This window comes from Pseudomonas sp. P108, assembly GCF_032613195.1.
Classification (GTDB): Bacteria; Pseudomonadota; Gammaproteobacteria; order Pseudomonadales; family Pseudomonadaceae; genus Aquipseudomonas.
Genome location: NZ_CP126691.1, coordinates 5,429,663 through 5,454,168 on the forward strand (window position 1 = coordinate 5,429,663; position 24,506 = coordinate 5,454,168).

General features: G+C 59.0%; 26 protein-coding genes and 1 tRNA gene. 2 read left to right on the forward strand and 25 right to left on the reverse strand.

All coding sequences use genetic code 11. The annotated features are described in order from the left end of the window. Positions 1-59 precede the first annotated feature (59 nt). The 19 genes from der to trmJ form a co-directional block, all read right to left on the reverse strand. Positions 60-1,529 carry a ribosome biogenesis GTPase Der gene (gene der / locus QOM10_RS23780; protein WP_095122497.1) on the reverse strand — a complete coding sequence of 490 codons (1,470 nt, stop codon included), beginning with the start codon at positions 1,527-1,529 and terminating at the stop codon, positions 60-62. A gap of 237 nt (positions 1,530-1,766) precedes the next feature. Next, complete coding sequence (gene bamB, locus QOM10_RS23785) at positions 1,767-2,918, reverse strand: outer membrane protein assembly factor BamB (protein WP_038362973.1); 1,152 nt, start codon at positions 2,916-2,918, stop codon at positions 1,767-1,769. Further along, on the reverse strand, positions 2,911-3,552 hold the full coding sequence (locus QOM10_RS23790; RefSeq protein WP_007916865.1) for a YfgM family protein: 642 nt from the start codon (positions 3,550-3,552) through the stop codon (positions 2,911-2,913). The genes bamB and QOM10_RS23790 overlap by 8 nt, the downstream gene beginning before the upstream one ends. Positions 3,553-3,593: 41 nt before the next feature. Further along, complete coding sequence (gene hisS / locus QOM10_RS23795) at positions 3,594-4,883, reverse strand: histidine--tRNA ligase (protein ID WP_016984369.1); 1,290 nt, start codon at positions 4,881-4,883, stop codon at positions 3,594-3,596. 37 nt (positions 4,884-4,920) lie between these two features. Continuing rightward, entirely contained in the window at positions 4,921-6,030 is a 1,110-nt protein-coding gene (gene ispG, locus QOM10_RS23800; protein WP_003227888.1) for a flavodoxin-dependent (E)-4-hydroxy-3-methylbut-2-enyl-diphosphate synthase, read from the reverse strand. A gap of 3 nt (positions 6,031-6,033) precedes the next feature. Then, entirely contained in the window at positions 6,034-7,077 is a 1,044-nt protein-coding gene (locus QOM10_RS23805; protein WP_127929662.1) for a helix-turn-helix domain-containing protein, read from the reverse strand. Continuing rightward, complete coding sequence (gene pilW, locus QOM10_RS23810; protein WP_316917056.1) at positions 7,077-7,835, reverse strand: type IV pilus biogenesis/stability protein PilW; 759 nt, start codon at positions 7,833-7,835, stop codon at positions 7,077-7,079. Before pilW ends, QOM10_RS23805 begins: the two co-directional genes overlap by 1 nt. Before the next feature lie 12 nt (positions 7,836-7,847). Then, complete coding sequence (gene rlmN, locus QOM10_RS23815) at positions 7,848-8,996, reverse strand: 23S rRNA (adenine(2503)-C(2))-methyltransferase RlmN (protein ID WP_016984373.1); 1,149 nt, start codon at positions 8,994-8,996, stop codon at positions 7,848-7,850. A 28-nt stretch (positions 8,997-9,024) separates the two neighbouring features. After that, complete coding sequence (ndk, locus tag QOM10_RS23820) at positions 9,025-9,450, reverse strand: nucleoside-diphosphate kinase (RefSeq protein WP_007916882.1); 426 nt, start codon at positions 9,448-9,450, stop codon at positions 9,025-9,027. A gap of 88 nt (positions 9,451-9,538) precedes the next feature. Further along, positions 9,539-9,739 carry a Fe-S cluster assembly protein IscX gene (iscX, locus tag QOM10_RS23825; RefSeq protein ID WP_008084655.1) on the reverse strand — a complete coding sequence of 67 codons (201 nt, stop codon included), beginning with the start codon at positions 9,737-9,739 and terminating at the stop codon, positions 9,539-9,541. A gap of 14 nt (positions 9,740-9,753) precedes the next feature. Beyond that, the gene (fdx, locus tag QOM10_RS23830; RefSeq protein WP_007916885.1) at positions 9,754-10,095 is read right to left on the reverse strand and encodes an ISC system 2Fe-2S type ferredoxin; all 342 of its coding nucleotides are present in this window, start codon (positions 10,093-10,095) and stop codon (positions 9,754-9,756) included. Further along, positions 10,095-11,960, reverse strand: coding sequence for a Fe-S protein assembly chaperone HscA (gene hscA, locus QOM10_RS23835; protein WP_127929663.1), 1,866 nt, complete (start codon positions 11,958-11,960; stop codon positions 10,095-10,097). Before hscA ends, fdx begins: the two co-directional genes overlap by 1 nt. A gap of 51 nt (positions 11,961-12,011) precedes the next feature. Beyond that, on the reverse strand, positions 12,012-12,533 hold the full coding sequence (hscB, locus tag QOM10_RS23840) for a co-chaperone HscB (RefSeq protein WP_108226534.1): 522 nt from the start codon (positions 12,531-12,533) through the stop codon (positions 12,012-12,014). Between the two features lie 8 nt (positions 12,534-12,541). After that, the gene (gene iscA, locus QOM10_RS23845) at positions 12,542-12,865 is read right to left on the reverse strand and encodes an iron-sulfur cluster assembly protein IscA (protein WP_003227904.1); all 324 of its coding nucleotides are present in this window, start codon (positions 12,863-12,865) and stop codon (positions 12,542-12,544) included. 34 nt (positions 12,866-12,899) lie between these two features. Beyond that, positions 12,900-13,286 (reverse strand): Fe-S cluster assembly scaffold IscU, encoded by a 387-nt coding sequence (gene iscU / locus QOM10_RS23850; RefSeq protein ID WP_007916892.1) that lies wholly within the window; start codon positions 13,284-13,286, stop codon positions 12,900-12,902. A 101-nt stretch (positions 13,287-13,387) separates the two neighbouring features. Continuing rightward, the gene (locus tag QOM10_RS23855) at positions 13,388-14,602 is read right to left on the reverse strand and encodes an IscS subfamily cysteine desulfurase (RefSeq protein WP_150707004.1); all 1,215 of its coding nucleotides are present in this window, start codon (positions 14,600-14,602) and stop codon (positions 13,388-13,390) included. 47 nt (positions 14,603-14,649) lie between these two features. Continuing rightward, positions 14,650-15,141: a Fe-S cluster assembly transcriptional regulator IscR gene (iscR, locus tag QOM10_RS23860; protein WP_003227911.1), complete on the reverse strand. Its 492-nt coding sequence runs from the start codon at positions 15,139-15,141 to the stop codon at positions 14,650-14,652. 238 nt (positions 15,142-15,379) lie between these two features. Then, on the reverse strand, positions 15,380-16,156 hold the full coding sequence (gene cysE / locus QOM10_RS23865) for a serine O-acetyltransferase (RefSeq protein ID WP_007916901.1): 777 nt from the start codon (positions 16,154-16,156) through the stop codon (positions 15,380-15,382). A gap of 3 nt (positions 16,157-16,159) precedes the next feature. Further along, positions 16,160-16,930: a tRNA (cytosine(32)/uridine(32)-2'-O)-methyltransferase TrmJ gene (gene trmJ / locus QOM10_RS23870; protein WP_007916903.1), complete on the reverse strand. Its 771-nt coding sequence runs from the start codon at positions 16,928-16,930 to the stop codon at positions 16,160-16,162. Between the two features lie 145 nt (positions 16,931-17,075). Here trmJ and suhB point away from each other — a divergent pair, with 145 nt between their 5' ends. Then, complete coding sequence (suhB, locus tag QOM10_RS23875; RefSeq protein WP_016773320.1) at positions 17,076-17,894, forward strand: inositol-phosphate phosphatase; 819 nt, start codon at positions 17,076-17,078, stop codon at positions 17,892-17,894. Between the two features lie 249 nt (positions 17,895-18,143). Here the strand turns inward: suhB and QOM10_RS23880 are convergent, their stop codons facing one another. The 6 genes from QOM10_RS23880 to queA all read right to left on the reverse strand — a co-directional run bounded on the left by QOM10_RS23880 (position 18,144) and on the right by queA (position 24,247). Further along, complete coding sequence (locus tag QOM10_RS23880; protein ID WP_007916907.1) at positions 18,144-18,692, reverse strand: glycine zipper 2TM domain-containing protein; 549 nt, start codon at positions 18,690-18,692, stop codon at positions 18,144-18,146. A gap of 121 nt (positions 18,693-18,813) precedes the next feature. After that, entirely contained in the window at positions 18,814-19,728 is a 915-nt protein-coding gene (secF, locus tag QOM10_RS23885; protein WP_095123431.1) for a protein translocase subunit SecF, read from the reverse strand. Between the two features lie 9 nt (positions 19,729-19,737). After that, positions 19,738-21,606: a protein translocase subunit SecD gene (gene secD, locus QOM10_RS23890; RefSeq protein WP_007916911.1), complete on the reverse strand. Its 1,869-nt coding sequence runs from the start codon at positions 21,604-21,606 to the stop codon at positions 19,738-19,740. 64 nt (positions 21,607-21,670) lie between these two features. After that, complete coding sequence (yajC, locus tag QOM10_RS23895) at positions 21,671-22,009, reverse strand: preprotein translocase subunit YajC (RefSeq protein WP_007916913.1); 339 nt, start codon at positions 22,007-22,009, stop codon at positions 21,671-21,673. Between the two features lie 43 nt (positions 22,010-22,052). Beyond that, positions 22,053-23,168 carry a tRNA guanosine(34) transglycosylase Tgt gene (tgt, locus tag QOM10_RS23900; RefSeq protein ID WP_163004798.1) on the reverse strand — a complete coding sequence of 372 codons (1,116 nt, stop codon included), beginning with the start codon at positions 23,166-23,168 and terminating at the stop codon, positions 22,053-22,055. 14 nt (positions 23,169-23,182) lie between these two features. Continuing rightward, positions 23,183-24,247: a tRNA preQ1(34) S-adenosylmethionine ribosyltransferase-isomerase QueA gene (queA, locus tag QOM10_RS23905; protein WP_137218383.1), complete on the reverse strand. Its 1,065-nt coding sequence runs from the start codon at positions 24,245-24,247 to the stop codon at positions 23,183-23,185. A gap of 107 nt (positions 24,248-24,354) precedes the next feature. Between queA and QOM10_RS23910 the strand changes: the two genes are divergently transcribed. Further along, positions 24,355-24,439: transfer RNA gene (locus QOM10_RS23910), tRNA-Leu, on the forward strand. The last annotated feature ends 67 nt before the right edge of the window (positions 24,440-24,506 follow it).

The window sequence follows — 24,506 nt, forward strand, 5'->3', positions numbered from 1 at the left end:
CAGAGCGTCACGGGATACATTCCCACGCGGAGCATGGGAACGATCAGCGAGCCGCGACCTTATTTCTTGTCGCGGCGCTTCTTGTCGGCTTTCTTGTGGTGCGACATCAAGCGACGCTTCTTGTTGACCTGGCGGTCGGTCAGCGTGGTCTTGTTGCCTTCGTACGGGTTCTCGCCGCCCTTGAACTCGATGCGGATCGGCGTACCGACCAGCTTCAGCACACGACGGTAAGTGTTCTCCAGATAGCGCACATACGACTTCGGCACTTTCTCGATCTGGTTACCGTGGATCACGATGATCGGCGGGTTCGCACCACCCAAGTGGGCATAACGCAGCTTGATCCGGCGGTTGTTGACCATCGGTGGCGCGTGCTCGCCAACGGCGTCTTCGAGAATCTGGGTCAGACGGTTGGTCGGCCAGCGGGTGACCGCCGACTTGAACGAGTTCTGCACGGAAGCGTAGAGGTTGCCCACGCCAGTGCCGTGCAGTGCCGAGATGAAGTGGATGTCGGCGTAATCAACGAAGAACAGACGACGTTGCAGCTCGACTTTGACGTAGTCGCGCTCGCTCGGCGTCATGCCATCCCACTTGTTGATCGCGATCACCAGCGCACGACCCGACTCAATGGCAAAACCGAGCAGGTTGAGGTCGTGATCGACCACGCCTTCGCGGGCGTCCATCACGAAGATCACCACGTTGGCGTCTTTGATCGCCTGCAGGGTTTTGACCACGGAGAATTTTTCGACTTCTTCGTGGATCTTGCCGCGCTTGCGCACACCAGCGGTGTCGATCAGCGTGTACTTCTCTTCATTGCGTTCGAACGGAATGTAGATACTGTCACGCGTGGTGCCGGGTTGGTCGTAGACGATTACGCGGTCTTCACCGAGCATGCGGTTGACCAGGGTCGACTTGCCCACGTTCGGACGGCCGATGATGGCGATCTTGATCCCGTCTTTTTCGCTTGGGCCAGGAATGCGCTTGGCTTCCTCGCCTTCGGCAACGATCTCTTCTTCGCCGTCTTCCGGCTCTTCTGCGTCTTTGGGGAAATCACCCAGGGCGATTTCCAGCATCTGGGTGATGCCACGGCCGTGAGCACCGGCGATCGGGATCGCGTGGCCCATGCCCAACGGAGCGAATTCAGCGCGGGCCATTTCCGGGTCGATGTTGTCGACCTTGTTGGCGACCACGTAGGAACGCTTGTTACGTTTGCGCAGGTGTTCGGCGATCATCTGGTCGGCGGCGGTAAAACCGGCCTTGGCATCTACCAGGAACAGCACAACATCCGCTTCTTCAATGGCCAGCAGCGACTGCTCGGCCATTTTTTCGTCCATACCGTGCTCGTCACCGGAGATACCACCGGTGTCGACCAGAATGTAGGAACGCCCTTGCCACTTGGCCTCACCGTACTGGCGATCACGGGTCAGACCGGACAAGTCGCCGACGATGGCGTCGCGAGTCCTGGTCAGGCGGTTGAACAAGGTGGACTTGCCGACGTTCGGTCGGCCCACCAGGGCGATTACGGGAACCATGCGGCTCTCCACTTCGTTATTTCAGAAAATACAAAAGCCGCTGCGAGGCAGCGGCTGGTGCTCGGGGCAACACTGTGGGTGTTCTCTGTGGGAGCGAGCCTGCTCGCGAAAAACGCCAAGGCACCGCGTTTATTCAGGCCGTCTGCGTAATCGTTGACGCCCATCGCGAGCAGGCTCGCTCCCACATTCATACTCACAAGTGAAGCTGCCTGGGGGTGTTAACCCCAAGCATAGTTGTTACTTGATGGTCAGGGCTTCCAGTTTGCCGCTGTTGCCATATACATAAATCGTGTCACCCACCACCAGCGGACGGGCACGCAGGCCGTCGCTGTCGATGCGCTCACGGCCGACGAAACGACCGTCAACCTGACTCAGCAGGTGCAGATAACCTTCCAGGTCACCCACTGCAACATAGCTGGAGAACACTTCCGGAGCCGACAGTTGACGGCGAGCCAGCGAATCGTTGCTCCACAATGCTGTGGTGGAACGCTCGTCGACGCCTTCAACTGTGCCCGAAGACAGGCTCACGTAAACGCTGCCGAAACCCTGAGCGATACCGGCGTAGCTCGACGCATCGCGCTGCCAGAGTTGACGACCGCTTTCCAGGTCCAGTGCCGCCACGCGACCCTGATAGCTGGCAACGTACAGGGTGCCGCCGGACAGCAGCAGACCGCCGTCGATGTCGACCACGCGCTCCAGTTCCGAACGACCTTGTGGAATCGCAATGCGTTGTTCCCACACCGGCACGCCGTTGGAAATGTCCAGAGCAACCACTTTACCGGTCGACAGACCAGCCACCGCGAGGCGGTTGGTCACCAACGGGGCACTGGTGCCACGCAGGGTCAGTACGGCCGGGGTGCTGTCATACACCCAGCGCTGGGTACCGGTGGAGGCATCCAGGCCGATCAGACGATCGTCCTGAGTCTGCACCACTACGACGTCACCGTTGTTAGCCGGCGGCGCGAGGACTTCGCTGTTTACGCGAGCACGCCACTTCTCTTCACCGTTGCTGGTGTCCAGAGCGACGACTTCGCCACGCAGGGTGCCGATCAGCACCAGACCATAACCAACGCCGACAGCGCCGGAGACGGGCAGCTCAAGATCCTGCTTCCATTTCACGTCGCCATTGCCGCGATCCATGGCCATCACCACGCCGGTCACATCAGCGGCGTAGATGGTGTCACCGTCGATCGCCGGCACCAGCATGTTGTAGGTTTCGCCCTGACCGTCACCGATCGAACGACTCCACTGCTTGTGCAGAACCACTTCTTCTTTGAAGTCGGTCAGTTCGGCCGGTGGCAATTCTTTTTTGCTGTTGCTGCTGCAACCCGCGGCCAGAAGGGCCAGAGCCAGCAATGCTGCATGCTTCCAACGGATCACGTCACGCATCCCCTTTGGCCAGGTCGTCGAGCTTGATTTGAAGGCCACCGACCGCCGCTTCATCCGACAGTGCCGCCTTGGCTTTTTGATACGCCTTGTTCGCGTCATCGGTACGGCCCAGCTGCACCAGCAGGTCGCCCTTGAGTTCTTCGCGAGTGGCCAGGAACGCTTTGTCGGCATCGCCGTCGAGCAGTTTCAGGCCGTCTTCAGCCTTGTTCTGCGCACCCAGTACCTGCGCCAGACGCTGACGGGCGATTTCGCCCAGCGCCGGGTTGGCCGGTTTGTCGACGATGGCTTTCAGCTCGGTCGCGGCGTCATCCAGCTTGCCGCTGTCGACCGCCACTTTGGCCACGAACAGGCTGCCGTACTGCGCGTAGGCAGAACCGCCGAACTCGCTGTTGAGCTTGCCGGCCAGGTCCGCAACGCGGGCCGCATCAGGCTTGCCATCAGGCGTCAGCGTGGTTTCCAGCAATTGCTGATAGAGCACCGAGGCGCCTTGCGACTGGTTGCTCTGATACTTGTGATAAGCCTGCCAGCCGAACACGATGACCAGCGCCAACAGGCCGCCAGTGACCAGAGGTTTGCCGTTGCGTGTCCACCAGTCCTTCAAATCCGCCAACTGTTCGTCTTCGGTACTCGACACCCCAATACTCCTTAATCGCTAAATCGGCTGTTTGGACAGCTTCAACCCTGCACGACGCAGGTGGCCAGGTGAGCGGCGAGCGCGTCCCAGGCAATGCTTTGTTGTTCGCCCTGGCCACGCAGGGGTTTGAAACCTACCACTTGCTGGGCCATTTCGTCGTCACCGAGGATCAGTGCGTACAGCGCACCGCTCTTGTCGGCCTTCTTGAACTGGCTTTTGAAGCTGCCGGCGCCGGCATTGACTTGCAGACGCAGGTTTGGAAGTTGATCGCGAACCCGTTCAGCCAGAGCCAGACCGGCCAGCTCGGCTTCTTCACCGAAGGCGCAGAGGTAGACATCGACCTGACGGGAGATTTCTTCCGGAATCTGCTCAAGGGTTTCCAGCATCAAAACCAGACGCTCGATGCCCATGGCGAAACCAACGCCAGTGGTCGGCTTGCCGCCCATCTGCTCGACCAGACCGTCGTAACGGCCACCGGCGCAGACAGTGCCTTGGGCGCCGAGCTTGTCGGTGACCCATTCGAAAACGGTTTTGCTGTAGTAATCGAGGCCGCGAACCAGTTTCGGGTTGAGCACGTACGGAATGCCAACGGCATCCAGGCGCGCTTTCAAACCTTCGAAGTGTGCACGAGACTCGTCATCGAGGTAGTCGGCCATCTTCGGCGCATCAACCAGCACCGCTTGAGTGTCGGCATTTTTCGTGTCGAGCACGCGCAGCGGGTTGGTTTTCAGACGACGCTGGCTGTCTTCGTCGAGCTTGTCGTGGTGCGCCGAGAGGTACTCGACCAGCGCTTCACGATAGCGACCACGGGACTCGCTGGTACCCAGACTGTTGAGCTCGAGCTTGACCGCATCACGGATACCCAACTCGCCCCACAGGCGCCAGGTCATGGTTATCAGCTCGGCGTCGATGTCCGGACCGTCGAGGTTGAACACTTCCAGACCGATCTGGTGGAACTGGCGATAACGGCCTTTCTGCGGACGCTCGTGGCGGAACATCGGGCCGATGTACCAGAGTTTCTGTACCTGGCCACCGCCGGTGATGCCGTGCTCAAGCACAGCACGCACGCACGCCGCGGTGCCTTCCGGACGCAAGGTCAGGGAGTCGCCGTTGCGGTCTTCAAAGGTGTACATCTCTTTTTCGACGATGTCGGTCACTTCACCGATCGAGCGTTTGAACAGCTCGGTGAACTCGACGATCGGCATACGGATCTGCTTGTAACCGTAGTTATCCAGCAGACGCGCAACGGTGCCCTCGAAATAACGCCACAGCGGGGTCTGTTCGGGCAGGATGTCGTTCATGCCACGAATGGCTTGCAGAGACTTGCTCACTTTAAATCCTTAAATTCGTTCGGCGCTTCAGTCAGGCTCAGCCGCGCGCAATAACCGCAGCGTCAGCTTCGACCTTTTCGGCCGCTTTCTGGCGGATCAGCTTTTCCAGCTCGTCCACCAGATTGTCATTCGTCAGTTTCTGCGACGGCTTGCCGTCGATGTAAATCAGGTTTGGCGTGCCGCCGGTCAAGCCGATATGGGCTTCCTTGGCTTCGCCGGGGCCGTTGACCACACAACCGATTACCGCGACATCCAGCGGCACCAGCAGGTCTTCAAGGCGCCCTTCCAGCTCGTTCATGGTTTTCACCACATCGAAGTTCTGCCGCGAGCAACTCGGGCAGGCGATGAAGTTGATGCCACGGGAACGCAGATGCAAAGACTTGAGAATGTCGTAACCGACCTTCACTTCCTCGACCGGGTCGGCCGCCAGCGAGATGCGGATGGTATCGCCAATTCCCTCGGCGAGCAGCATACCTAGGCCCACGGCGGATTTCACTGTGCCCGAACGCAATCCACCGGCTTCAGTGATGCCCAGGTGCAGCGGCTGGACGATTTCCTTCGCCAGCAAGCGGTAGGCTTCGACGGCCATGAACACGTCGGAAGCCTTAACGCTGACCTTGAAGTCCTGGAAATTCAGGCGCTCGAGGTGTTCAACGTGGCGCAGAGCGGACTCAACCAGCGCGGCTGGCGTCGGCTCGCCGTATTTCTTTTGCAGGTCTTTTTCCAGCGAGCCGGCGTTGACGCCGATGCGGATCGGAATGCCGCGATCACGTGCCGCATCGACCACAGCACGAACACGGTCTTCGCGACCGATGTTGCCCGGGTTGATCCGCAGGCAGTCCACACCCAATTCGGCTACGCGCAGGGCGATCTTGTAGTCGAAGTGGATGTCGGCAACCAACGGCACTTTGACCAGTTGCTTGATCTTGCCAAACGCCTCGGCGGCGTCCATGTCCGGTACCGAAACGCGAACGATGTCGACGCCGGCGGCTTCCAGACGATTGATTTGCGCAACAGTGGCGGCAACGTCATTGGTGTCGCTGTTGGTCATGCTCTGCACCGCGATCGGCGCATCGCCGCCCACCGGTACGTTGCCGACCCAGATCTTGCGCGAAACGCGACGTTTGATTGGAGATTCGCCGTGCATGACTTATTGACCCAACTTCAGGCGAGCAGTCTCGCCACTGGTGAACGGAGCGATATCGACCGGCTGGCCGTTGTAGCTGACCTGTGCGGCACGGGCAACGCCCAGACGTACGTTAAGCGGCGGCTTGCCGGAAACGGTGACGCTATCGCCTTTATGCTTCAGACCACTGAAAATCACTTTGCCACGGCCATCGGTCACTTGTGCCCAGCAATCGGCGCTGAACTGCAGTTGGACCTGACCGTCGCCAGCGACCGGAGCGGCCACTTCTGCGGTTGGTGCTGGTGTAGCAGGAACCACTGGAGCGGTAACGGTTGGCGCTGGGGTAGCAGGAACGGTTGGCGCAGGAGTGGCCGGATTGGCGACAACCGGGGCTGGCGTATGAACCGGGGCGGACGGCGTTACAGCCGGAGCAACCGGTGCAGTTGGAGCGGTTGCCGGGGAGGCCACTTCGGCGCCAGTCGATTCAGCGGTAGTTTCAGACTGAGGCAATGCCAGTGCAGTCGAACTGTCGGCCTGATTTTCCTCGACAGCCTGATCTTCCGGCTCATCGATCGGATGAATCTGGGTGGTGCCGTCAGCACCTTCGACTTCAACGTGCTCAGGCGCCAGAGAAGCCAGATCCTTGGTACGCAGCGAGGTCTGATCCTGCCACCAGACGAAACCGCCGCCGATGACCGCGATCAGCAACAGCAGGCTGACAATACGCAAAATGGTGTGGGAAACCCGCACCGGCTCTTCGATACGGCCGAGGGCATGAACGTTGCTGCCCTGGGAGTCGGTGCCGGTGGACTGGTCGAATTGCTGAACCAGAACGGTCTGGTCCATGCCGAGCAACTTGGCATAGGCGCGAATATAACCGCGAGCGAAGGTATGCCCCGGCAGCTTGTCGAAAGCGCCGGCTTCAAGATTGCTCAGGGAAGTCACGGTGAGGTTGAGCTTGAGGGCCACTTCGGCCAGCGACCAGCCATTGCTTTCGCGGGCCTGGCGCAGGGTCTCACCGGGGTTAACGCGATTCGCTGCTACAACTTCGGGATGCGCCGCTTTCATCATTGCTCCGACAGGTATTGCTGATATTCCGGCGTACCGGGATAGAGTCGTTTTAATTGCAGGCCATAACTGGCGGCCTTGTCGCGATCTTCAAACACTTTTGCCAGCCGAACGCCGAGCAATAGACTACGTGCATTTTGTTCGGTAAGCAGGCTGAAACGGTCGTAATAGTCACGCGCGGGCACATAATGCCTGTCTTCGAAGGACAACTCAGCCATTTCCAGCAATGCGCGTGGTTGTTGGCGGTTCAAACGCAGCGCTTTTTCCAGCTGCTGCTGCGCCAGATCACGCTGCCCGAGCTTCGCCGCCGTCATGCCGAGGTTTTCGAACACACGCGAGCGCTCAGGATACAGGGTATCGGTGGCGGCCTGTTCAAAACGCTCGTAGGCTTCTTTATAACGCTGTTGTTCGTAGAGAAAACTGCCGTAGTTGTTGAGGATACGGGCATCGGCGGGACGGGAGGACAAAGCCTTGCGGAAGTGTTCGTCGGCCAGTTCCGGTTCCATTTCGGACTGAAACACCAAGCCGAGGGCCGCGTTGGCGTCAGGGTCGGAACCGTCGATTTCCAGCGCCTTCTTCAGCGGCACCTTGGCCCGCTCGGTCATGCCTTGCTGCAAGTACCCCAGCCCCAGCTGCACGTAGGCAGCCCGCGCTTCATCGCGGCCCTTGCTGGTCTTCATCGGGTTGTAGTCACCCGACAGGACACAACCAGCACACAGGCTGGCCAACAGCAACAGCAGCGCAAAGCGCAGGGACATAGAGATCCTCTCTTAATTTGTGTTCGCGGCGTTCTGTGCCAGATCGCTGTCGGCGCTCAACTCGCGCACGGCGATGTAACGTTCGCTGCGACGGGTGCGATCCAGCACCTGCCCTACCAATTGACCACATGCAGCGTCGATGTCTTCACCACGGGTGGTGCGGACAGTGACGTTGAAACCGGCCTGATGCAACTGATCCTGGAAACGACGGATCGCGTTGTTGCTCGGACGCTCGTACCCGGAGTGCGGGAACGGGTTGAACGGAATCAGGTTGATCTTGCACGGAATGTTCTTCAGCAGCTCGATCATCTCGACGGCGTGCTCGACCTTGTCGTTGATGTCCTTGAGCAAGGTGTACTCGATGGTCAGCACACGTTTCTCGCCAAGGGCGGACATGTAGCGCTGGCACGACTCGAGCAGCATCTTAAGCGGATATTTCTTGTTGATCGGCACCAATTGGTTACGCAATGCGTCATTTGGTGCGTGCAGCGACAACGCCAGGGACACGTCGATGTGCTTGGCCAGCTCATCGATCATCGGCACCACACCCGACGTGGACAGGGTCACGCGGCGCTTGGAGATCCCGTAGCCGAGGTCATCCATCATCAGATGCATGGCGGCGACGACATTGTCGAAGTTCAGCAGCGGCTCACCCATGCCCATCATCACCACGTTGGTGATGGCACGGTCGACGGTTGCCGGGACACTGCCGAAAGATTTGTTGGCAATCCACACCTGGCCGATCACTTCGGCGGCGGTGAGGTTGCTATTGAAGCCTTGCTTGCCGGTGGAGCAGAAACTGCAATCCAGGGCACAGCCTGCCTGGGACGAAACGCACAGAGTGCCGCGTTTGCCCTGGGGAATGTATACGGTCTCGACGCAGCTGCCGGACGCCACGCGCACCACCCACTTACGGGTGCCGTCGCTGGAGATGTCCTCGCTGACCACTTCCGGACCACGGACCTCAGCAATAGCCTTGAGCTTGTCGCGCAAGGCCTTGCTGACGTTCGTCATGGCGTCGAAATCATCGACACCAAAGTGGTGAATCCATTTCATTACCTGACCGGCACGGAAACGCTTCTCCCCGATTGAGTCGAAGAATTTTTCCATTTCCTGTTGAGTCAGACCCAGCAGGTTGGTTTTTACAGTCGATGTAGTCATGGATTCACCTTCACTCTTAAGCCAATGCTTAGCGAGTGGTTACTTCAGTAGCTGCGAAGAAGTACGAGATTTCACGAGCAGCTGCGGCTTCGGAGTCCGAACCGTGAACAGCGTTGGCGTCGATGGAATCAGCGAAGTCAGCGCGGATGGTGCCGGCAGCAGCTTCTTTAGGGTTGGTAGCGCCCATCAGCTCACGGTTCAGAGCGATAGCGTTTTCGCCTTCCAGAACCTGAACAACAACAGGACCGGAGATCATGAAAGCAACCAGGTCGCCGAAGAAACCACGAGCGCTGTGCTCAGCGTAGAAGCCTTCAGCTTCAGCTTTGGACAGTTGCTTCAGTTTCGAAGCTACAACGCGCAGGCCGGCTTTTTCGAAACGAGTGGTGATTTCGCCGATGACGTTTTTTGCAACAGCGTCAGGCTTGATGATGGAGAAAGTGCGTTGAACAGCCATGGTGTAACTCCAGAAACGGTAATTTGCGAAAAATTAAACCCGCGAATTATACGCGGGTTCTTGGGTATTGCCTAACCTGCGAGGACGATCAGTCCAATTCTTCAGCCCAGAGCGTCTGAACTGCTTCCAACACCTTCTCGCCAACACGGCCAGAGGTATTGTCGAAATCCGGCAGCTCTTTGATCCATTGCTGCAGATCGACGAAATTGACAGAAAACGGATCTACACCCGGTTTGGCCTCGGCCAGTTCTTCTGCAATACGTTGAACATCATTCCAACCGTAGCTCATGACAGTCTTACCAGTCAGTGCGGCGCTTCGGCCGCATGGTTAAGCGAATATTTCGGAATTTCGACGGTGATGTCTTCTTCACCAACGATAGCCTGGCAAGCCAGACGCGATTGCGCTTCCAGACCCCAGGCACGATCGAGGAAGTCTTCTTCCAGCTCGTCAGCCTCTTCCATCGAGTCGAAACCCTCGCGGATGATGCAGTGGCAGGTGGTGCAAGCACACACGCCGCCGCAGGCGCTTTCCATCTCGATGTGGTGTTCGTGGGCCAGCTCGAGAATCGATGTGCCGGGCGCAGCCTCGACCACCATGCCTTCAGGGCAGAACTTCTCGTGGGGCAGAAAAATGACCTGCGGCATCAGATATCCTCGATTTCATTCAGATTGCGCCCCGACAGAGCGGCTTTCACCGTCAGATCCATGCGGCGGGCAGCAAAAGCATCGGTCACTTGCGACAGACGCTTGGTCTGTTGCTCGATGGCGTAGCCATCAGTGCCTTTCATCAGTTCGGCCAGTTCCTGCAGCTGCAGATCGATGACCATGCGCTCTTCGGCGTCGAGCAAACGCTCGCCATCAACCTCAAGAGCGCCCTGCACCGCTTCAATCAGGCGCTGGGCATCGACTTGCTGCTCACGCAGAACACGGGCGACCTTGTCGTCATTGGCGTGCTGGAACGAATCTTTCAGCATCTTGGCGATTTCGCCGTCGGTCAGACCGTAGGACGGTTTGACCTGAATGCTTGCCTCAACGCCTGAACCCAGTTCACGGGCAGAAACGCTGAGCAGACCGTCGGCATCGACCTGGAAGGTCACGCGAATCTTCGCCGCACCGGCCACCATTGCCGGAATACCACGCAATTCGAAGCGCGCCAGCGAGCGGCAGTCGCTGATCAGCTCGCGCTCACCCTGCAGGACGTGGATCGCCATGGCCGACTGGCCGTCTTTATACGTAGTGAAATCCTGTGCGCGCGCGACGGGGATGGTGGTGTTGCGTGGAATCACCTTCTCCATCAGACCGCCCATGGTTTCCAGCCCCAGGGACAGCGGAATCACGTCGAGCAGCAGCAGTTCGCCGCCATCGCGCTTGTTGCCAGCCAGCGTATCCGCCTGGATCGCAGCACCGATGGCCACCACTTGATCCGGGTCGATTTCAGTCAGAGGCTGACGACCGAAGGCTTCAGCAACAGCTTCGCGAACACGCGGCACGCGAGTCGAACCGCCAACCATGACCACGGCGTGCACGTCTTCCAGCTCAATACCGGAATCGCGAACGGCGCGACGGCAGGCTTTCAGGCTGCGCGCGACCATTGGCTCGATCAACGCATCGAAGGCTTCGCGCGTCAGCGGCGCTTTCCAGTCGCCATAGACCACTTCAACGCTGGCCGCATCGGTCAGGGCTTCCTTGGCCGCGCAAGCGGTTTGCAGCAGATTGCGTTGTGCGCCCGGATCGAGATCGGCGGACAGGCCCGCGCTCTCGATGATCCAGCCGGCAATGGCATGATCGAAGTCATCGCCGCCCAGCGCACTGTCGCCGCCAGTGGCCAGCACTTCAAAAACACCGCCAGTCAGACGCAGAATCGAAATATCGAAGGTGCCGCCGCCCAGGTCATAAATAGCGACCAGGCCTTCAGCGTGTTGATCCAGACCGTACGCCACAGCGGCCGCAGTCGGCTCATTGAGCAGACGCAGCACGTTCAGACCGGCGAGTTTCGCCGCGTCCTTGGTGGCTTGGCGCTGAGCATCATCGAAGTAAGCAGGAACGGTGATCACCGCGCCCACCAGTTCGCCACCCAAGGTCGCTTCAGCGCGCTGACGCAAAACCTTGAGGATATCGGCGGAGACTTCGACCGGGCTTTTCGGGCCTTGCACGGTGTCGATGAACGGCATGTGCGACTCGCCACCGACAAAGCGGTACGGCAGTTGCTCGCCCAATTGCTTGACGTCGGACAGACCACGACCCATCAAGCGCTTGACCGACAGCACGGTGTTCAACGGATCGGAAGCGGCAGCCAGCTTGGCCGACTCGCCGACTTCGACGCGATCGGCGTGGTAACGCACAGCGGACGGCAGGATGACCTGCCCGTTTGCGTCGGCCAACGGCTCGGAAAGACCACTGCGCAACGCAGCGACCAGCGAATTGGTAGTGCCCAAGTCAATCCCCACAGCCAGACGACGCTGGTGCGGTTGAGGACTTTGGCCGGGTTCGGCGATCTGCAGTAGGGCCATCGTGATCAGGACTTATCTGTATATCAGGCGTGCGACCGGAGCGGCACTGGGTTAATCGTCGAGGCGCTCTTCTAACTGGCGCACTTCGTAGGTGAGCTTGTCGAGGAACTGCATGCGCCGCATCAGGCGTTCGGCCTGCTCGCGTTGCGCTGCATCATCCCAACAGGCTGCGAAGCTTTCATTGAGTTCTTCCTGAGCTACTTTCAAGCGCCGCTTGAACACCGCAACACCGTCGAGGTCGGCACTGTCCTGGAGATCTTCGAGCTCTTCGCGCCATTGCATCTGCTGCAGAAGAAACTCGGGATCATGGACCGTGACTTCCATCGGCACTTCATGCCCGCTGATGGTCAGCAGGTAGCGTGCGCGCTGGGCCGGACTCTTGAGCGTCTGATAGGCGTCGTTGAGCCGCGCAGACTGCTCGAGTGCCGACCGCTGCTCACGCTCGGAAGCGTCGGCAAAGCGGTCAGGATGAACGCCGCGCGCCAACTCACGATAGCGCGCGGCCAACTGCTCGAGATCCAGACGGAAACCCGGTTGCAGCTCGAATAAAGCGAAATGACAAGGAATACCCACGACAAGCCTCAGATGTTGAAGCTTTCGCCGCAGCCACATTCACCGCGTACGTTGGGGTTGTTGAACTTGAAGCCTTCGTTCAACCCTTCCTTGACGAAATCGAGCTCGGTGCCGTCCAGATAGGCGAGGCTTTTCGGGTCGATGATCACTTTTTCGCCGTGACTCTCGAACACCTGATCCTCTGCAACCACCTCGTCGACAAACTCCAGCACGTAGGCAAGGCCGGAACAGCCTGTGGTGCGAACACCCAGACGAATCCCTTCACCTTTGCCGCGCCCGTCGAGGGAGCGCCGCACGTGTCGAGCAGCCGCTTCTGTCATGCTGATAGCCATCGGTGACTCCTTACTCGTCGCCAAATCCAGAAAGTCAGATCAAGCCTTTCTTCTGCTTGTAATCGCGAACAGCCGCTTTGATAGCGTCTTCAGCCAGTACCGAGCAGTGAATCTTCACTGGCGGCAGGGCCAGTTCTTCGGCCAGCTGAGTGTTCTTGATGGTTTCTGCTTCGTCCAGGGTCTTGCCCTTCATCCACTCGGTGGCGAGGGAGCTGGAAGCGATAGCCGAACCGCAGCCGTAGGTCTTGAACTTGGCATCTTCGATGATGCCGGCGTCGTTGACCTTGATTTGCAGACGCATCACGTCGCCGCACGCCGGAGCGCCGACCATGCCGGTGCCGACATCAGGATCTTCCGCGTTCATCTTGCCGACGTTGCGCGGGTTTTCGTAGTGGTCGATGACCTTTTCGCTGTAAGCCATGATTCTCAATCCTCACTCATCAGGGCCGCTCTTGAGACCCTGCAACTGCGCTGCGTAAACCGCCGCGTCGCTACAGGATCTGTATCTGGCGGCTTCTATATTTAGTGTGCCGCCCACTCGATTTTCGAGATATCGACGCCGTCTTTGTACATGTCCCACAGCGGCGACAGAGCGCGCAGCTTGGTAACGGCCTCGCAGACTTTCTGCGCGGCGTAGTCGATTTCTTCTTCGGTGGTGAAACGGCCGAAGGTGAAGCGGATCGAGCTGTGTGCCAGTTCGTCGTTGCGGCCCAGGGCGCGCAGTACGTACGAAGGCTCCAGCGACGCCGAGGTGCACGCCGAACCGGACGATACCGCCAGATCCTTGAGCGCCATGATCAGCGACTCGCCTTCAACGTAGTTGAAGCTCAGGTTCAGGTTGTGCGGAACGCGGGCGGTCAGGCTGCCGTTGACGTACAGCTCTTCCAGGTGCTCGACCTGCTTGTAGAAACGGTCGCTCAAGGCTTTGATACGGACGTTTTCAGCAGCCATGTCTTCTTTGGCCACACGGAACGCTTCACCCATACCGACGATCTGGTGGGTCGCCAGGGTGCCGGAACGCATGCCACGCTCGTGACCGCCGCCGTGCATGGTCGCTTCGATGCGCACACGCGGCTTGCGGCTGACGTACAGCGCGCCGATGCCTTTAGGGCCATAGGTTTTGTGAGCGGAGAACGACATCATGTCGACTTTCAGCTTCTGCAGATCGATGTCGACCTTGCCAGTGGACTGAGCGGCGTCGACGTGAAACAGAATGCCCTTGGCGCGGAGCATTTCGCCAATAGCGGCGATGTCGTTGACGGTGCCGATTTCGTTGTTCACGTGCATCACGGAGACCAGGATGGTGTCTTCGCGCAGTGCAGCTTCAATCATGGACGGAGTGATGAGACCGTCTTCGGTGGGCTCGAGGTAGGTGACCTCGAAACCTTCACGCTCCAGTTGGCGCATGGTGTCGAGGACAGCCTTGTGCTCGATCTTGGAGGTGATCAGGTGCTTGCCCTTGGAGCCGTAGAAATGCGCCGCACCCTTGATTGCCAGGTTGTCGGACTCGGTGGCACCGGAGGTCCAGACGATTTCGCGCGGATCGGCGTTGACCAGATCGGCCACCTGACGACGGGCGTTTTCGACGGACTCTTCAGCTTTCCAGCCGAACACGTGGGAACGGGACGCCGGGTTACCGAAGTTTCCGTCGACCAGCAGGCACTCACTCATCTTTTGCGCAACACGCGGATCAACCGGGGTGGTCGCAGAGTAATCAAGGTAAATCGGCAATTTCATGGACTATCTCCTAAATCAGGGCTGGCGTGCCGCTAGCTCTCTGGCTGTCATTCGACGGCGGACGCTTCAATCTTGTCCAGGCGTGGCGCCTTGCTGTTGCAACGGCGCTGGTCCTGACGCTGGGCTACTTCTTGCACCTCACGGCGAGTCACAAGATCAGCCAAGCTGATACCACTTAGAAATTCGTGAATCTGCAGGCTCAAGTCGCACCACAGATGGTGGGTCAGGCACGTGTCGCCGGAATGGCAATCGCCCTGGCCCTGGCATTTGGTGGCATCAACCGATTCGTTTACCGCATCGATCACCTGAGCGACCTGGATGCCCTGCATGTCGCGGGACAACTGGTAGCCACCACCCGGGCCGCGAACACTGGAAACCAGGTTGCTGCGGCGCAGCTTGGCGAACAGCTGTTCGAGGTAGGACAGGGAGATGCCTTGGCGCTCGGAGATATCGGCCAGGGACACGGGCCCGTGCTGCGCGTGCAACGCCAGGTCAAGCATGGCGGTCACGGCGTATCGGCCTTTTGTAGTCAGTCGCATGGACAGTTACCACGGAGTTCAGAATGGGGCGAGTATGCAATTCCCGAGTATTTAAGTCAACTTTAAGACCTAGTACTTTAGTCAGGATTACCCGCAAAAGAGCGCGCGCATCATAGCAAAGGCTGGCGGCATGCAGCCAGCGGTACCGCGTTATCGTTCTTCGCGAGCAGGCTCGCTCCCACAAGGGATATGCATTCCAATGTGAGAGCGAGCCTGCTCGCGAAGGCAGCGCTGCGGTTTAGCTGGCTTTGGATTCGTCTTTGCCTTTGACGCAGGCGAAGTCTTCTTCACGCAGTTCAGGCAGATCTTTCGCACAGTAATTGCTGCCCAGATCCTTCAGCGCACCGCACATCCCCTCCAGACGCCCATCCACCGCTTGCAGGTGATCGAGCAACTGACCAATGGCGCGCGCCACCGGGTCGGGCATGTCTTCGCTGACGCCATAGGCATCAAAACCGATTTTCTCGGCCATGGCCTTGCGCTTGGCGTCCTGCTCTTCGTCAGACTTGACGATGATTCGTCCAGGAATACCGACAACAGTGGCGCCCGGCGGCACTTCTTTGGTCACCACAGCATTGGAGCCGACTTTGGCACCCGCGCCGACCGTGAACGGACCGAGCACCTTGGCGCCCGCGCCCACGACCACACCATCGCCCAACGTCGGGTGACGTTTGCCTTTGTTCCAGCTGGTACCACCCAGAGTCACGCCCTGATAGATGGTCACGTCATCGCCAATCTCGGCAGTCTCACCGATGACAATGCCCATGCCGTGGTCGATAAAGAAACGTCGACCGACCTTGGCGCCCGGATGAATCTCGATCCCGGTCAACCAGCGGCCGAAGTTCGACACCAGCCGCGCCAGCCATTTCAGCTCGTTGCGCCAGAGCATGCCGGCCAATCGATGAATCCAGATCGCATGCATACCGGGGTAGCAAGTCAGGACTTCAAAAGCGTTACGCGCCGCCGGGTCTCGATGGAACACGCTCTGGATATCTTCACGCAAACGCTCAAACATCATTTAGTCCTTCCGCTTAAGAAGCTCACCACGGGCCGCTTTCTGGGTTTCCGTGAGGATGCCACGCAAAATATTCATTTCCGCCCGGCTGACCGAGCTGCGTCCGTACAACCGGCGCAGGCGCGCCATCAAGTGCCGTGGTTTTTCCGGATCGAGGAATTCGATGGCGACCAGCGTCTGCTCCAGATGCTCATAAAAGCGCTCCAGCTCATCCATGGTCGCCAGCTCGGCGCTTTTCACCGAGGCCACTTCCTCTTTCTCGATCTTGCTCGGCTGACCTTGTGCAGCCAGCCAGGCCATGCGCACTTCGTAGCTCAACACCTGCACCGCCGCGCCCAGGTTCAGCGAACTGAACTCAGGGTCGGAGGGGATGTGCACGTGAAAGTGACATCGCTGCAGCTCTTCGTTGGTCAGACCGGAATCCTCACGACCGAATACCAGAGCGATTTCGGCACCCTGCCCGGCTTCTTCAACCACTTTGGTGCCGCACTCGCGCGGATCCAGCAGCGGCCAAGGGATTCGACGGTCACGGGCGCTGGTGCCAAGCACCAGATTGCAGCCGACCAAGGCGTCTTCCAACGTGGCGACGACTTGCGCATTTTCAAGGATGTCACCGGCACCGGAAGCACGAGCATCGGCTTCGTGGTGCGGGAAGACTCGCGGTTCGACCAGCACCAATCGCGACAGACCCATGTTTTTCATGGCGCGCGCGGCCCCGCCGATGTTGCCGGGGTGGCTGGTATTGACCAGGACGACACGAATGTTCTGCAGCAAGGGAGGCGCTCTCGGACACAGGAAAGGGGTGCAAATCTTACAGAACAGCCTACCGTTAAGCTATGAAAGCGAACAGCGTCCTTCACCTGAAGAAAAGTTCTGATAGAATGCGCGGCTTTCTTTAACAACCTTAGGTGACACATCCATGCAGCCCATGCTGAATATCGCGCTGCGCGCCGCCCGCAGCGCCAGTGAACTGATCTTCCGCTCCATCGAGCGCCTGGATACCATCAAGGTCGACGAAAAAGACGCCAAGGATTATGTATCCGAGGTCGATCGCGCCGCCGAACAGAAAATCATCGACGCACTGCGCAAGGCCTACCCGAATCACTCGATCCAGGGTGAAGAGACCGGCCTGCACGCCGGCACCGGCATCGAAGGCGAAGAGTACCTGTGGATCATCGATCCACTGGACGGCACCACCAACTTCCTGCGCGGCATTCCTCACTTCGCTGTCAGCATTGCCTGTAAGTACCGTGGCCGCCTGGAACACGCAGTGGTTCTGGACCCGGTTCGCCAGGAAGAATTCACCGCCAGCCGTGGTCGCGGCGCTCAACTGAACGGTCGTCGCCTGCGCGTCAGCGGTCGCACCAGCCTCGACGGCGCCCTGCTGGGTACCGGCTTCCCGTTCCGTGATGACCAGATGGACAACCTCGACAACTACCTGGGCATGTTCCGCGCCCTGGTTGGCCAGACTGCCGGTATCCGCCGCGCCGGTTCCGCCAGCCTGGACCTGGCTTATGTGGCTGCCGGTCGTTTCGATGCGTTCTGGGAGTCGGGCCTGTCCGAGTGGGACATGGCTGCAGGCGCCCTGCTGATTCAAGAAGCTGGCGGCTTGGTGAGCGACTTCACCGGCGGTCACGATTTCCTTGAAAAAGGCCACATCGTTGCCGGCAACACCAAATGCTTCAAGGCAGTGCTGACGGCGATCCAGCCGCACCTGCCGGCTTCGCTGAAGCGCTAAGCTTCCGGCGAGACGAAAAAAGCACCCTTCGGGGTGCTTTTTTTATGTCTGGAATTCGTCACCCGCCACACCACGGGACCAATGTAGGAGTGAGCCTGCTCGCGATAGCGGTGTATCAGCCACCACCTGCATCGAATGACAAATAGCTATCGCGAGCAGGCTCACTCCTACAGGGGATTTGTTGCGTGGCTTAAATGGCGGGCACAAAGAAGCACCCCGCAGGGTGCTTCTTTGTAAAACAGTCGGTAATTACTGAGCCGGCTCATTCTGCGACAGAATCAGCTTGCCTTCCTTGTCGACCGGAATCTGGTTGCCCGGATCGCGATCCATCCGCACCTTGCCTTCCTTGCCATCGAGCGAGTAACGCACGTCGTAACCGACGACCTTGTCGCTGATGTCATTGACCGTGTTGCAGCGGGTTTGCGTGGTGGTGTAGGTGTCACGCTCTTGCATGCCTTCCTGCACCTTGTTACCCGCATAACCACCACCGACCGCACCGGCTACCGTGGCAATCTTCTTGCCGGTGCCGCCGCCAATCTGATTACCCAGCAAACCACCTGCCAATGCACCGACGACGGTACCGGCAATCTGGTGTTGATCTTTTACCGGTGCCTGACGAGTCACTGTCACGTCCTTGCACACTTCACGTGGAGTCTTGATCTGTGTTTTAACCGGTTCAACGGCCAATACTTGCGCATACTCAGGGCCGCTTTTAACCAGGCTGTAGGTGGCAACAGCACCCCCGGCAGTCACACCGACAGCACCCAATACCGCACCAACCAGCAACGACTTGTTCACATGAACCTCCTGACCATCACATGCGGGACGCGCCCGCGCTTCTCCCAGCCTTGGAGCATAAAAAAAGGCGCGAGTTCAACTCGCGCCTTTCTTGGGCTGACAGCCGGGAAAACGATGGCCGTTATGGACGGTCGTCGACTTCCTTCTCGGTGTTGGCCGGAGGAATCAGATCCTCGGTAGTCAGGTTCAGCCAGATCAGCACCACGTTAGCGATGTAGATCGACGAGTAAGTACCCGCCAGAACACCGATAAACAGCGCGATCGAGAAGCCGAACAGGTTGTCACCGCCGAAGAACAGCAGCGCCGCGATCGCCAGCAAGGTGGAGATCGACGTCGCCATGGTGCGCAGCAGGGTCTGCGTGGTCGAGATATTGATGTTCTCGATCAGCGTTGCCTTGCGCAGCACACGGAAGTTCTCACGAACCCGGTCGAATACCACGATGGTGTCGTTCAGCGAGTAACCGATGATTGCCAGCACCGCCGCCAGCACGGTCAGATCGAAAGTGATCTGGAAGTACGACAGGATGCCGATGGTCACGATCACGTCGTGAATCAGCGAAACGATGGCACCGACCGCGAACTTCCACTGAAAGCGGAAAGCCAGGTAGATCAGGATACCGCCGAGCGCCAGCAGCATGCCGAGGCCGCCCTGGTCGCGCAGTTCTTCACCGACCTGCGGGCCGACGAACTCGACACGCTTGACCGTCGCCGGGTTGTCGCCGCCGACCTTCAGCAGCGCTTCCGCCACCTGATGGCCCAGTTGCGGGTCTTCACCCGGCATGCGCACCAGCAGATCGGTAGTCGCACCGAAGCTCTGCACGATTGCTTCGTGGTAACCCGACGTCGCCAGTTGCTCACGCACCTTGGTAACGTCGGCCGGACGCTCGTAGGTCAGCTCGATGAGCGTACCGCCGGTGAAGTCCAGGCCCCAGTTCATACCCTTGGTCACGACACTGAACATAGCCAGCAACGTGAGAAACACTGTGACGCCGAACGCGAAGTTGCGAACGCCCATGAAGTTGATTGTACGTAACATGGCAGCCCCTTAAATCCACAACTTCTTGAAGTCACGTCCGCCGAAGATCAGGTTGACCATTGCGCGGGTCACCATGATGGCCGTGAACATCGAGGTAAAGATCCCGAGGGACATGGTCACTGCGAAACCTTTGACCGGGCCGGTGCCCATGGCAAAGAGAATCCCGCCGACCAACAACGTAGTCAGGTTGGCATCGAGAATCGCGGTGAATGCCCGGCCGAAGCCTTCGTTGATTGCACGCTGCACGGTCATGCCGGCGGCGATCTCTTCACGAATCCGCGAGAAGATCAGCACGTTGGCGTCGACCGCCATACCCATGGTCAATACGATACCGGCGATACCCGGCAGGGTCAGCGTTGCACCCAGCAACGACATCAGGGCCAGCAGCAGCACCATGTTCACCGCCAAAGCAACGGTAGCGATGATGCCGAAGAAGCGGTAGATGGCGATGATGAACAGCGACACGAACAGCATGCCCCACAGCGACGCATCGATACCTTTGGTGATGTTGTCAGCACCCAGGCTCGGGCCGATGGTGCGCTCTTCAGCGAAGTACATCGGTGCAGCCAGACCACCGGCACGCAGCAGCAGCGCCAGTTCGGACGACTCGCCCTGACCGTTCAGGCCAGTGATGCGGAACTGAGCACCCAGCGGCGACTGAATGGTCGCCAGGCTGATGATCTTCTTCTCTTCTTTGAACGTTTGCACCGCAACGTCTTTCTCGACGCCATCAACCACTTGCTTGGTGTAAGTGGTAACCGGACGCTGTTCGATGAAGATCACCGCCATGCTGCGACCAACGTTCGAACGGGTTGCGCGGCTCATCAACTCGCCACCGTGACCATCCAGACGGATGTTCACTTCAGGCGTGCCGTGCTCGCCGAAACCGGCCTTGGCGTCGGTCACCTGATCACCGGTGATGATCAGACCACGCTCGATCTGTGCTGGCGGACGATTGCCTTCACGGAACTCGAAGGTTTCGGAAGTGGCTTTCGAAGCGCCCGGCTCAGCAGCCAGACGGAACTCAAGGTTGGCCGTCTTGCCGAGAATACGCTTGGCTTCGGCAGTGTCCTGCACGCCCGGCAGCTCAACCACAATGCGGTTGGCGCCCTGACGCTGGACGATCGGTTCGGCAACACCCAGCTCGTTGACGCGGTTACGTACCGTGGTCAAGTTCTGCTTGATGGAGTATTCACGGATTTCCGCCAGCTTGGCCGGGGTCATCGCCAGACGCAGCACCGGTTGACCATTGAGGTCGGCCGGAACAATGTCGAAATCGTTGAAGTTCTTGCGGATCAGTGCACGGGCCTGTTCGCGGGAATCTTCATCACTGAAGCCCAACTGAATGGCACCGCCCAGTTGCGGCAGGCTGCGATAACGCAGTTTCTCTTTGCGCAGCAGGCTCTTGACGTCGCCTTCGTAGACTTTCAGGCGTGCATCGAGGGCTTTGTCCATGTCCACTTCCAGCAGGAAGTGCACACCACCGGACAAGTCCAGACCCAGCTTCATCGGGTGCGCGCCCAGATTGCGCAGCCATTGCGGGGTGGTCTGTGCCAGGTTCAGCGCGACGACGTAGTCATCACCCAACGCCTTGCGCACAACGTCTTTGGCCGGCAGCTGGTCTTCAGCCTTGCTCAGACGGATCAGACCGCCCTTGCCGTTGGCGGCCAGCGTGGCTGCCTTGACGTTGATCCCGGACTCCTTGAGCGCAGTGCTCACACGATCCAGATCAGCCTGATTGACTTGCAGCGCAGTGCTTGCACCGCTGACCTGAATGGCCGGGTCATCGGGGTATAGATTCGGAGCGGAATAAATCAGACCGATCGCCAGCACCGCCAGGATCAGAATGTATTTCCACAGAGGATATTTGTTCAGCATCACGCCGCCCGTTATGAACGCGGGGCGCCTTGCGCGCCCCGTCGATTGAGTAGAAGTTGTTGCTTCAGATCGCTTTCAGCGTGCCTTTTGGCAGCGTGGCGGCGATGGCGCCTTTCTGGAACTTCATTTCCACGGTGTCGGAAACTTCCAGAACCACGAAGTCATCGGCCACTTTGGTGATCTTGCCAGCGATACCGCCGGTGGTAACCACTTCGTCGCCCTTCTGCAGGCTGCTCAGCAGGTTCTTCTGCTCTTTGGCGCGCTTGGCCTGTGGACGCCAGATCATCAGGTAGAAGATGACCAGGAAGCCGACCAGGAAAATCCACTCGAAACCGCCGCCCATTGGGCCGGCAGCAGCCGGTGCAGCCGCGTCAGCCATGGCGTTAGAGATAAAAAAGCTCATTTAGCACTCCAGTTGCAAATGTTGAATCTTGGGGTCAGAAAACTCAGTCCAAAGGCGGAACGGGGAGCCCGCGTTTGGCGTAGAAGGCATCGACAAAGGCGGCCAATGTACCCTGTTGAATAGCCTCGCGCAAACCAGCCATCAGCACCTGATAATGGCGCAAGTTATGGATGGTATTGAGCATGCTTCCCAGCATTTCGCCGCACTTGTCCAGGTGATGCAGATAAGCGCGGGAGAAGTTCTGGCAGGTATAGCAATCGCAGGTCGGATCCAGCGGCGATTCATCATGGCGATGGAACGCGTTACGGATCTTCAGCACGCCGGTATCAATGAACAGATGCCCATTGCGGGCATTACGGGTTGGCATCACGCAATCGAACATGTCCACACCGCGGCGCACACCCTCAACCAGATCTTCCGGTTTGCCAACGCCCATAAGGTAACGAGGTTTGTCAGCCGGCATCATGCCCGGCAGATAATCCAGCACTTTGATCATTTCGTGCTTCGGCTCGCCCACCGACAGACCGCCAATGGCCAGGCCATCAAAGCCGATCTTGTCGAGGCCTTCGAGCGAGCGCATGCGCAGATCCTGGTGCATGCCGCCCTGAACGATACCGAACAGCGCCGCAGTGTTTTCACCGTGAGCATTTTTCGAGCGCTGAGCCCAGCGCAGCGACAATTCCATCGATACGCGCGCGACATCTTCGTCAGCCGGGTACGGCGTGCATTCGTCGAAGATCATCACGATGTCGGAGCCGAGATCGCGCTGCACCTGCATCGATTCTTCCGGGCCCATGAACACTTTGGCGCCGTCGACCGGGGAGGCGAAGGTCACGCCCTCCTCCTTGATCTTGCGCATCGCGCCGAGGCTGAACACCTGGAAACCACCGGAATCAGTGAGGATCGGGCCTTTCCACTGCATGAAATCGTGCAGGTCGCCGTGCTCCTTGATCACTTGAGTGCCAGGGCGCAGCCACAGATGGAAGGTGTTGCCCAGAATGATTTCTGCACCGGTGGCAACGATGTCACGCGGCAACATGCCCTTGACCGTGCCGTAAGTGCCCACCGGCATGAACGCCGGGGTCTCGACGGTGCCACGCGGGAAGGTCAGGCGACCACGCCGGGCCTTGCCATCGGTGGCCAGAAGTTCAAAGGACATGCGACATTCGCGACTCATTCTGTTTCCTCTGGGCCTGTTTGTTCAGGGGCAGTCGGTGCGGGATTACGGGTGATGAACATCGCATCACCGTAGCTGAAAAAGCGGTAACCGTTGTCGACGGCAGCCTTGTAGGCCGCCATGGTCTCGGGATAACCGGCAAATGCCGAAACCAGCATCAACAGCGTCGATTCCGGCAAATGGAAATTGGTCACCAGGGCGTCGACCACATGGAACGGCCGGCCCGGGAAGATAAAGATATCGGTGTCGCCACTGAACGGCTTGAGCACGCCATCGCGCGCGGCACTTTCCAGCGAACGCACGCTGGTGGTACCGACCGCAATCACCCGACCACCGCGCGCACGGCACGCTGCGACCGCATCGACCACGTCCTGGCCGACTTCCAGCCACTCAGTGTGCATGTGGTGATCTTCAAGCTTCTCGACGCGCACCGGCTGGAACGTCCCCGCGCCCACGTGCAACGTAACGAATGTGGTCTCGACGCCCTTGGCCGCAATCGCTTCCATCAGCGACTGATCGAAATGCAGCCCCGCCGTCGGCGCCGCCACCGCCCCGAGTTTCTCGGCGTACACGGTCTGATAACGCTCGCGATCCGAGCCTTCGTCCGGGCGGTCTATATAAGGAGGCAACGGCATGTGCCCGACGCGATCGAGCAGCGGCAACACTTCTTCAGCGAAGCACAGCTCGAACAACGCATCGTGACGCGCAAGCATTTCGGCTTCGCCACCACCGTCGATAAGAATCTTCGAACCCGGCTTCGGCGACTTGCTGGAGCGCACATGGGCCAGCACGCGATGCGTATCGAGCACCCGCTCAACAAGGATTTCCAGCTTGCCGCCCGAGGCTTTCTGCCCGAACAGCCGCGCCGGAATCACCCGGGTATTGTTGAACACCATCAAATCGCCCGGGCGCAAATGCTCAAGCAAATCAGTGAATTGACGGTGTGCAAGGGCGCCGCTCGGCCCGTCAAGGGTCAGCAGGCGACTACCGCGACGCTCGGCCAAAGGGTGGCGGGCGATCAGCGAATCAGGGAGCTCGAAAGTAAAGTCAGCAACGCGCATGATGGGGTTCGTCTAGCAGGGCCGGAAAGTCTAGCGGAAATATCGAAAATTCTCTATGTACCTGATTGACCGACGGTAATCTCATCTCTATACTTCGCCGCCATTGAGCCCTGATGGCGGAATTGGTAGACGCGGCGGATTCAAAATCCGTTTTCGAAAGGAGTGGGAGTTCGAGTCTCCCTCGGGGCACCAAAATTAAGAAAGGTCTTGCTTAGCAAGGCCTTTTTTTTCGTCTGCCGGAAAGTGGACGCGCAATGCT

What these genes read in the sequence shown, in the direction of transcription:
- der (WP_095122497.1), bottom strand. Translation starts at nt 1,529, where the DNA reads ATGGTTCCCGTAATCGCCCTGGTGGGCCGACCGAACGTCGGCAAGTCC.
- bamB (WP_038362973.1), bottom strand. Translation starts at nt 2,918, where the DNA reads ATGCGTGACGTGATCCGTTGGAAGCATGCAGCATTGCTGGCTCTGGCC.
- ispG (WP_003227888.1), bottom strand. Translation starts at nt 6,030, where the DNA reads ATGCACGGCGAATCTCCAATCAAACGTCGCGTTTCGCGCAAGATCTGG.
- QOM10_RS23805 (WP_127929662.1), bottom strand. Translation starts at nt 7,077, where the DNA reads ATGAAAGCGGCGCATCCCGAAGTTGTAGCAGCGAATCGCGTTAACCCC.
- pilW (WP_316917056.1), bottom strand. Translation starts at nt 7,835, where the DNA reads ATGTCCCTGCGCTTTGCGCTGCTGTTGCTGTTGGCCAGCCTGTGTGCT.
- rlmN (WP_016984373.1), bottom strand. Translation starts at nt 8,996, where the DNA reads ATGACTACATCGACTGTAAAAACCAACCTGCTGGGTCTGACTCAACAG.
- ndk (WP_007916882.1), bottom strand. Translation starts at nt 9,450, where the DNA reads ATGGCTGTTCAACGCACTTTCTCCATCATCAAGCCTGACGCTGTTGCA.
- iscX (WP_008084655.1), bottom strand. Translation starts at nt 9,739, where the DNA reads ATGAGCTACGGTTGGAATGATGTTCAACGTATTGCAGAAGAACTGGCC.
- fdx (WP_007916885.1), bottom strand. Translation starts at nt 10,095, where the DNA reads ATGCCGCAGGTCATTTTTCTGCCCCACGAGAAGTTCTGCCCTGAAGGC.
- hscA (WP_127929663.1), bottom strand. Translation starts at nt 11,960, where the DNA reads ATGGCCCTACTGCAGATCGCCGAACCCGGCCAAAGTCCTCAACCGCAC.
- iscA (WP_003227904.1), bottom strand. Translation starts at nt 12,865, where the DNA reads ATGGCTATCAGCATGACAGAAGCGGCTGCTCGACACGTGCGGCGCTCC.
- iscU (WP_007916892.1), bottom strand. Translation starts at nt 13,286, where the DNA reads ATGGCTTACAGCGAAAAGGTCATCGACCACTACGAAAACCCGCGCAAC.
- QOM10_RS23855 (WP_150707004.1), bottom strand. Translation starts at nt 14,602, where the DNA reads ATGAAATTGCCGATTTACCTTGATTACTCTGCGACCACCCCGGTTGAT.
- iscR (WP_003227911.1), bottom strand. Translation starts at nt 15,141, where the DNA reads ATGCGACTGACTACAAAAGGCCGATACGCCGTGACCGCCATGCTTGAC.
- cysE (WP_007916901.1), bottom strand. Translation starts at nt 16,156, where the DNA reads ATGTTTGAGCGTTTGCGTGAAGATATCCAGAGCGTGTTCCATCGAGAC.
- suhB (WP_016773320.1), top strand. Translation starts at nt 17,076, where the DNA reads ATGCAGCCCATGCTGAATATCGCGCTGCGCGCCGCCCGCAGCGCCAGT.
- secF (WP_095123431.1), bottom strand. Translation starts at nt 19,728, where the DNA reads ATGTTACGTACAATCAACTTCATGGGCGTTCGCAACTTCGCGTTCGGC.
- secD (WP_007916911.1), bottom strand. Translation starts at nt 21,606, where the DNA reads ATGCTGAACAAATATCCTCTGTGGAAATACATTCTGATCCTGGCGGTG.
- yajC (WP_007916913.1), bottom strand. Translation starts at nt 22,009, where the DNA reads ATGAGCTTTTTTATCTCTAACGCCATGGCTGACGCGGCTGCACCGGCT.
- tgt (WP_163004798.1), bottom strand. Translation starts at nt 23,168, where the DNA reads ATGTCCTTTGAACTTCTGGCCACCGATGGCAAGGCCCGGCGTGGTCGC.
- queA (WP_137218383.1), bottom strand. Translation starts at nt 24,247, where the DNA reads ATGCGCGTTGCTGACTTTACTTTCGAGCTCCCTGATTCGCTGATCGCC.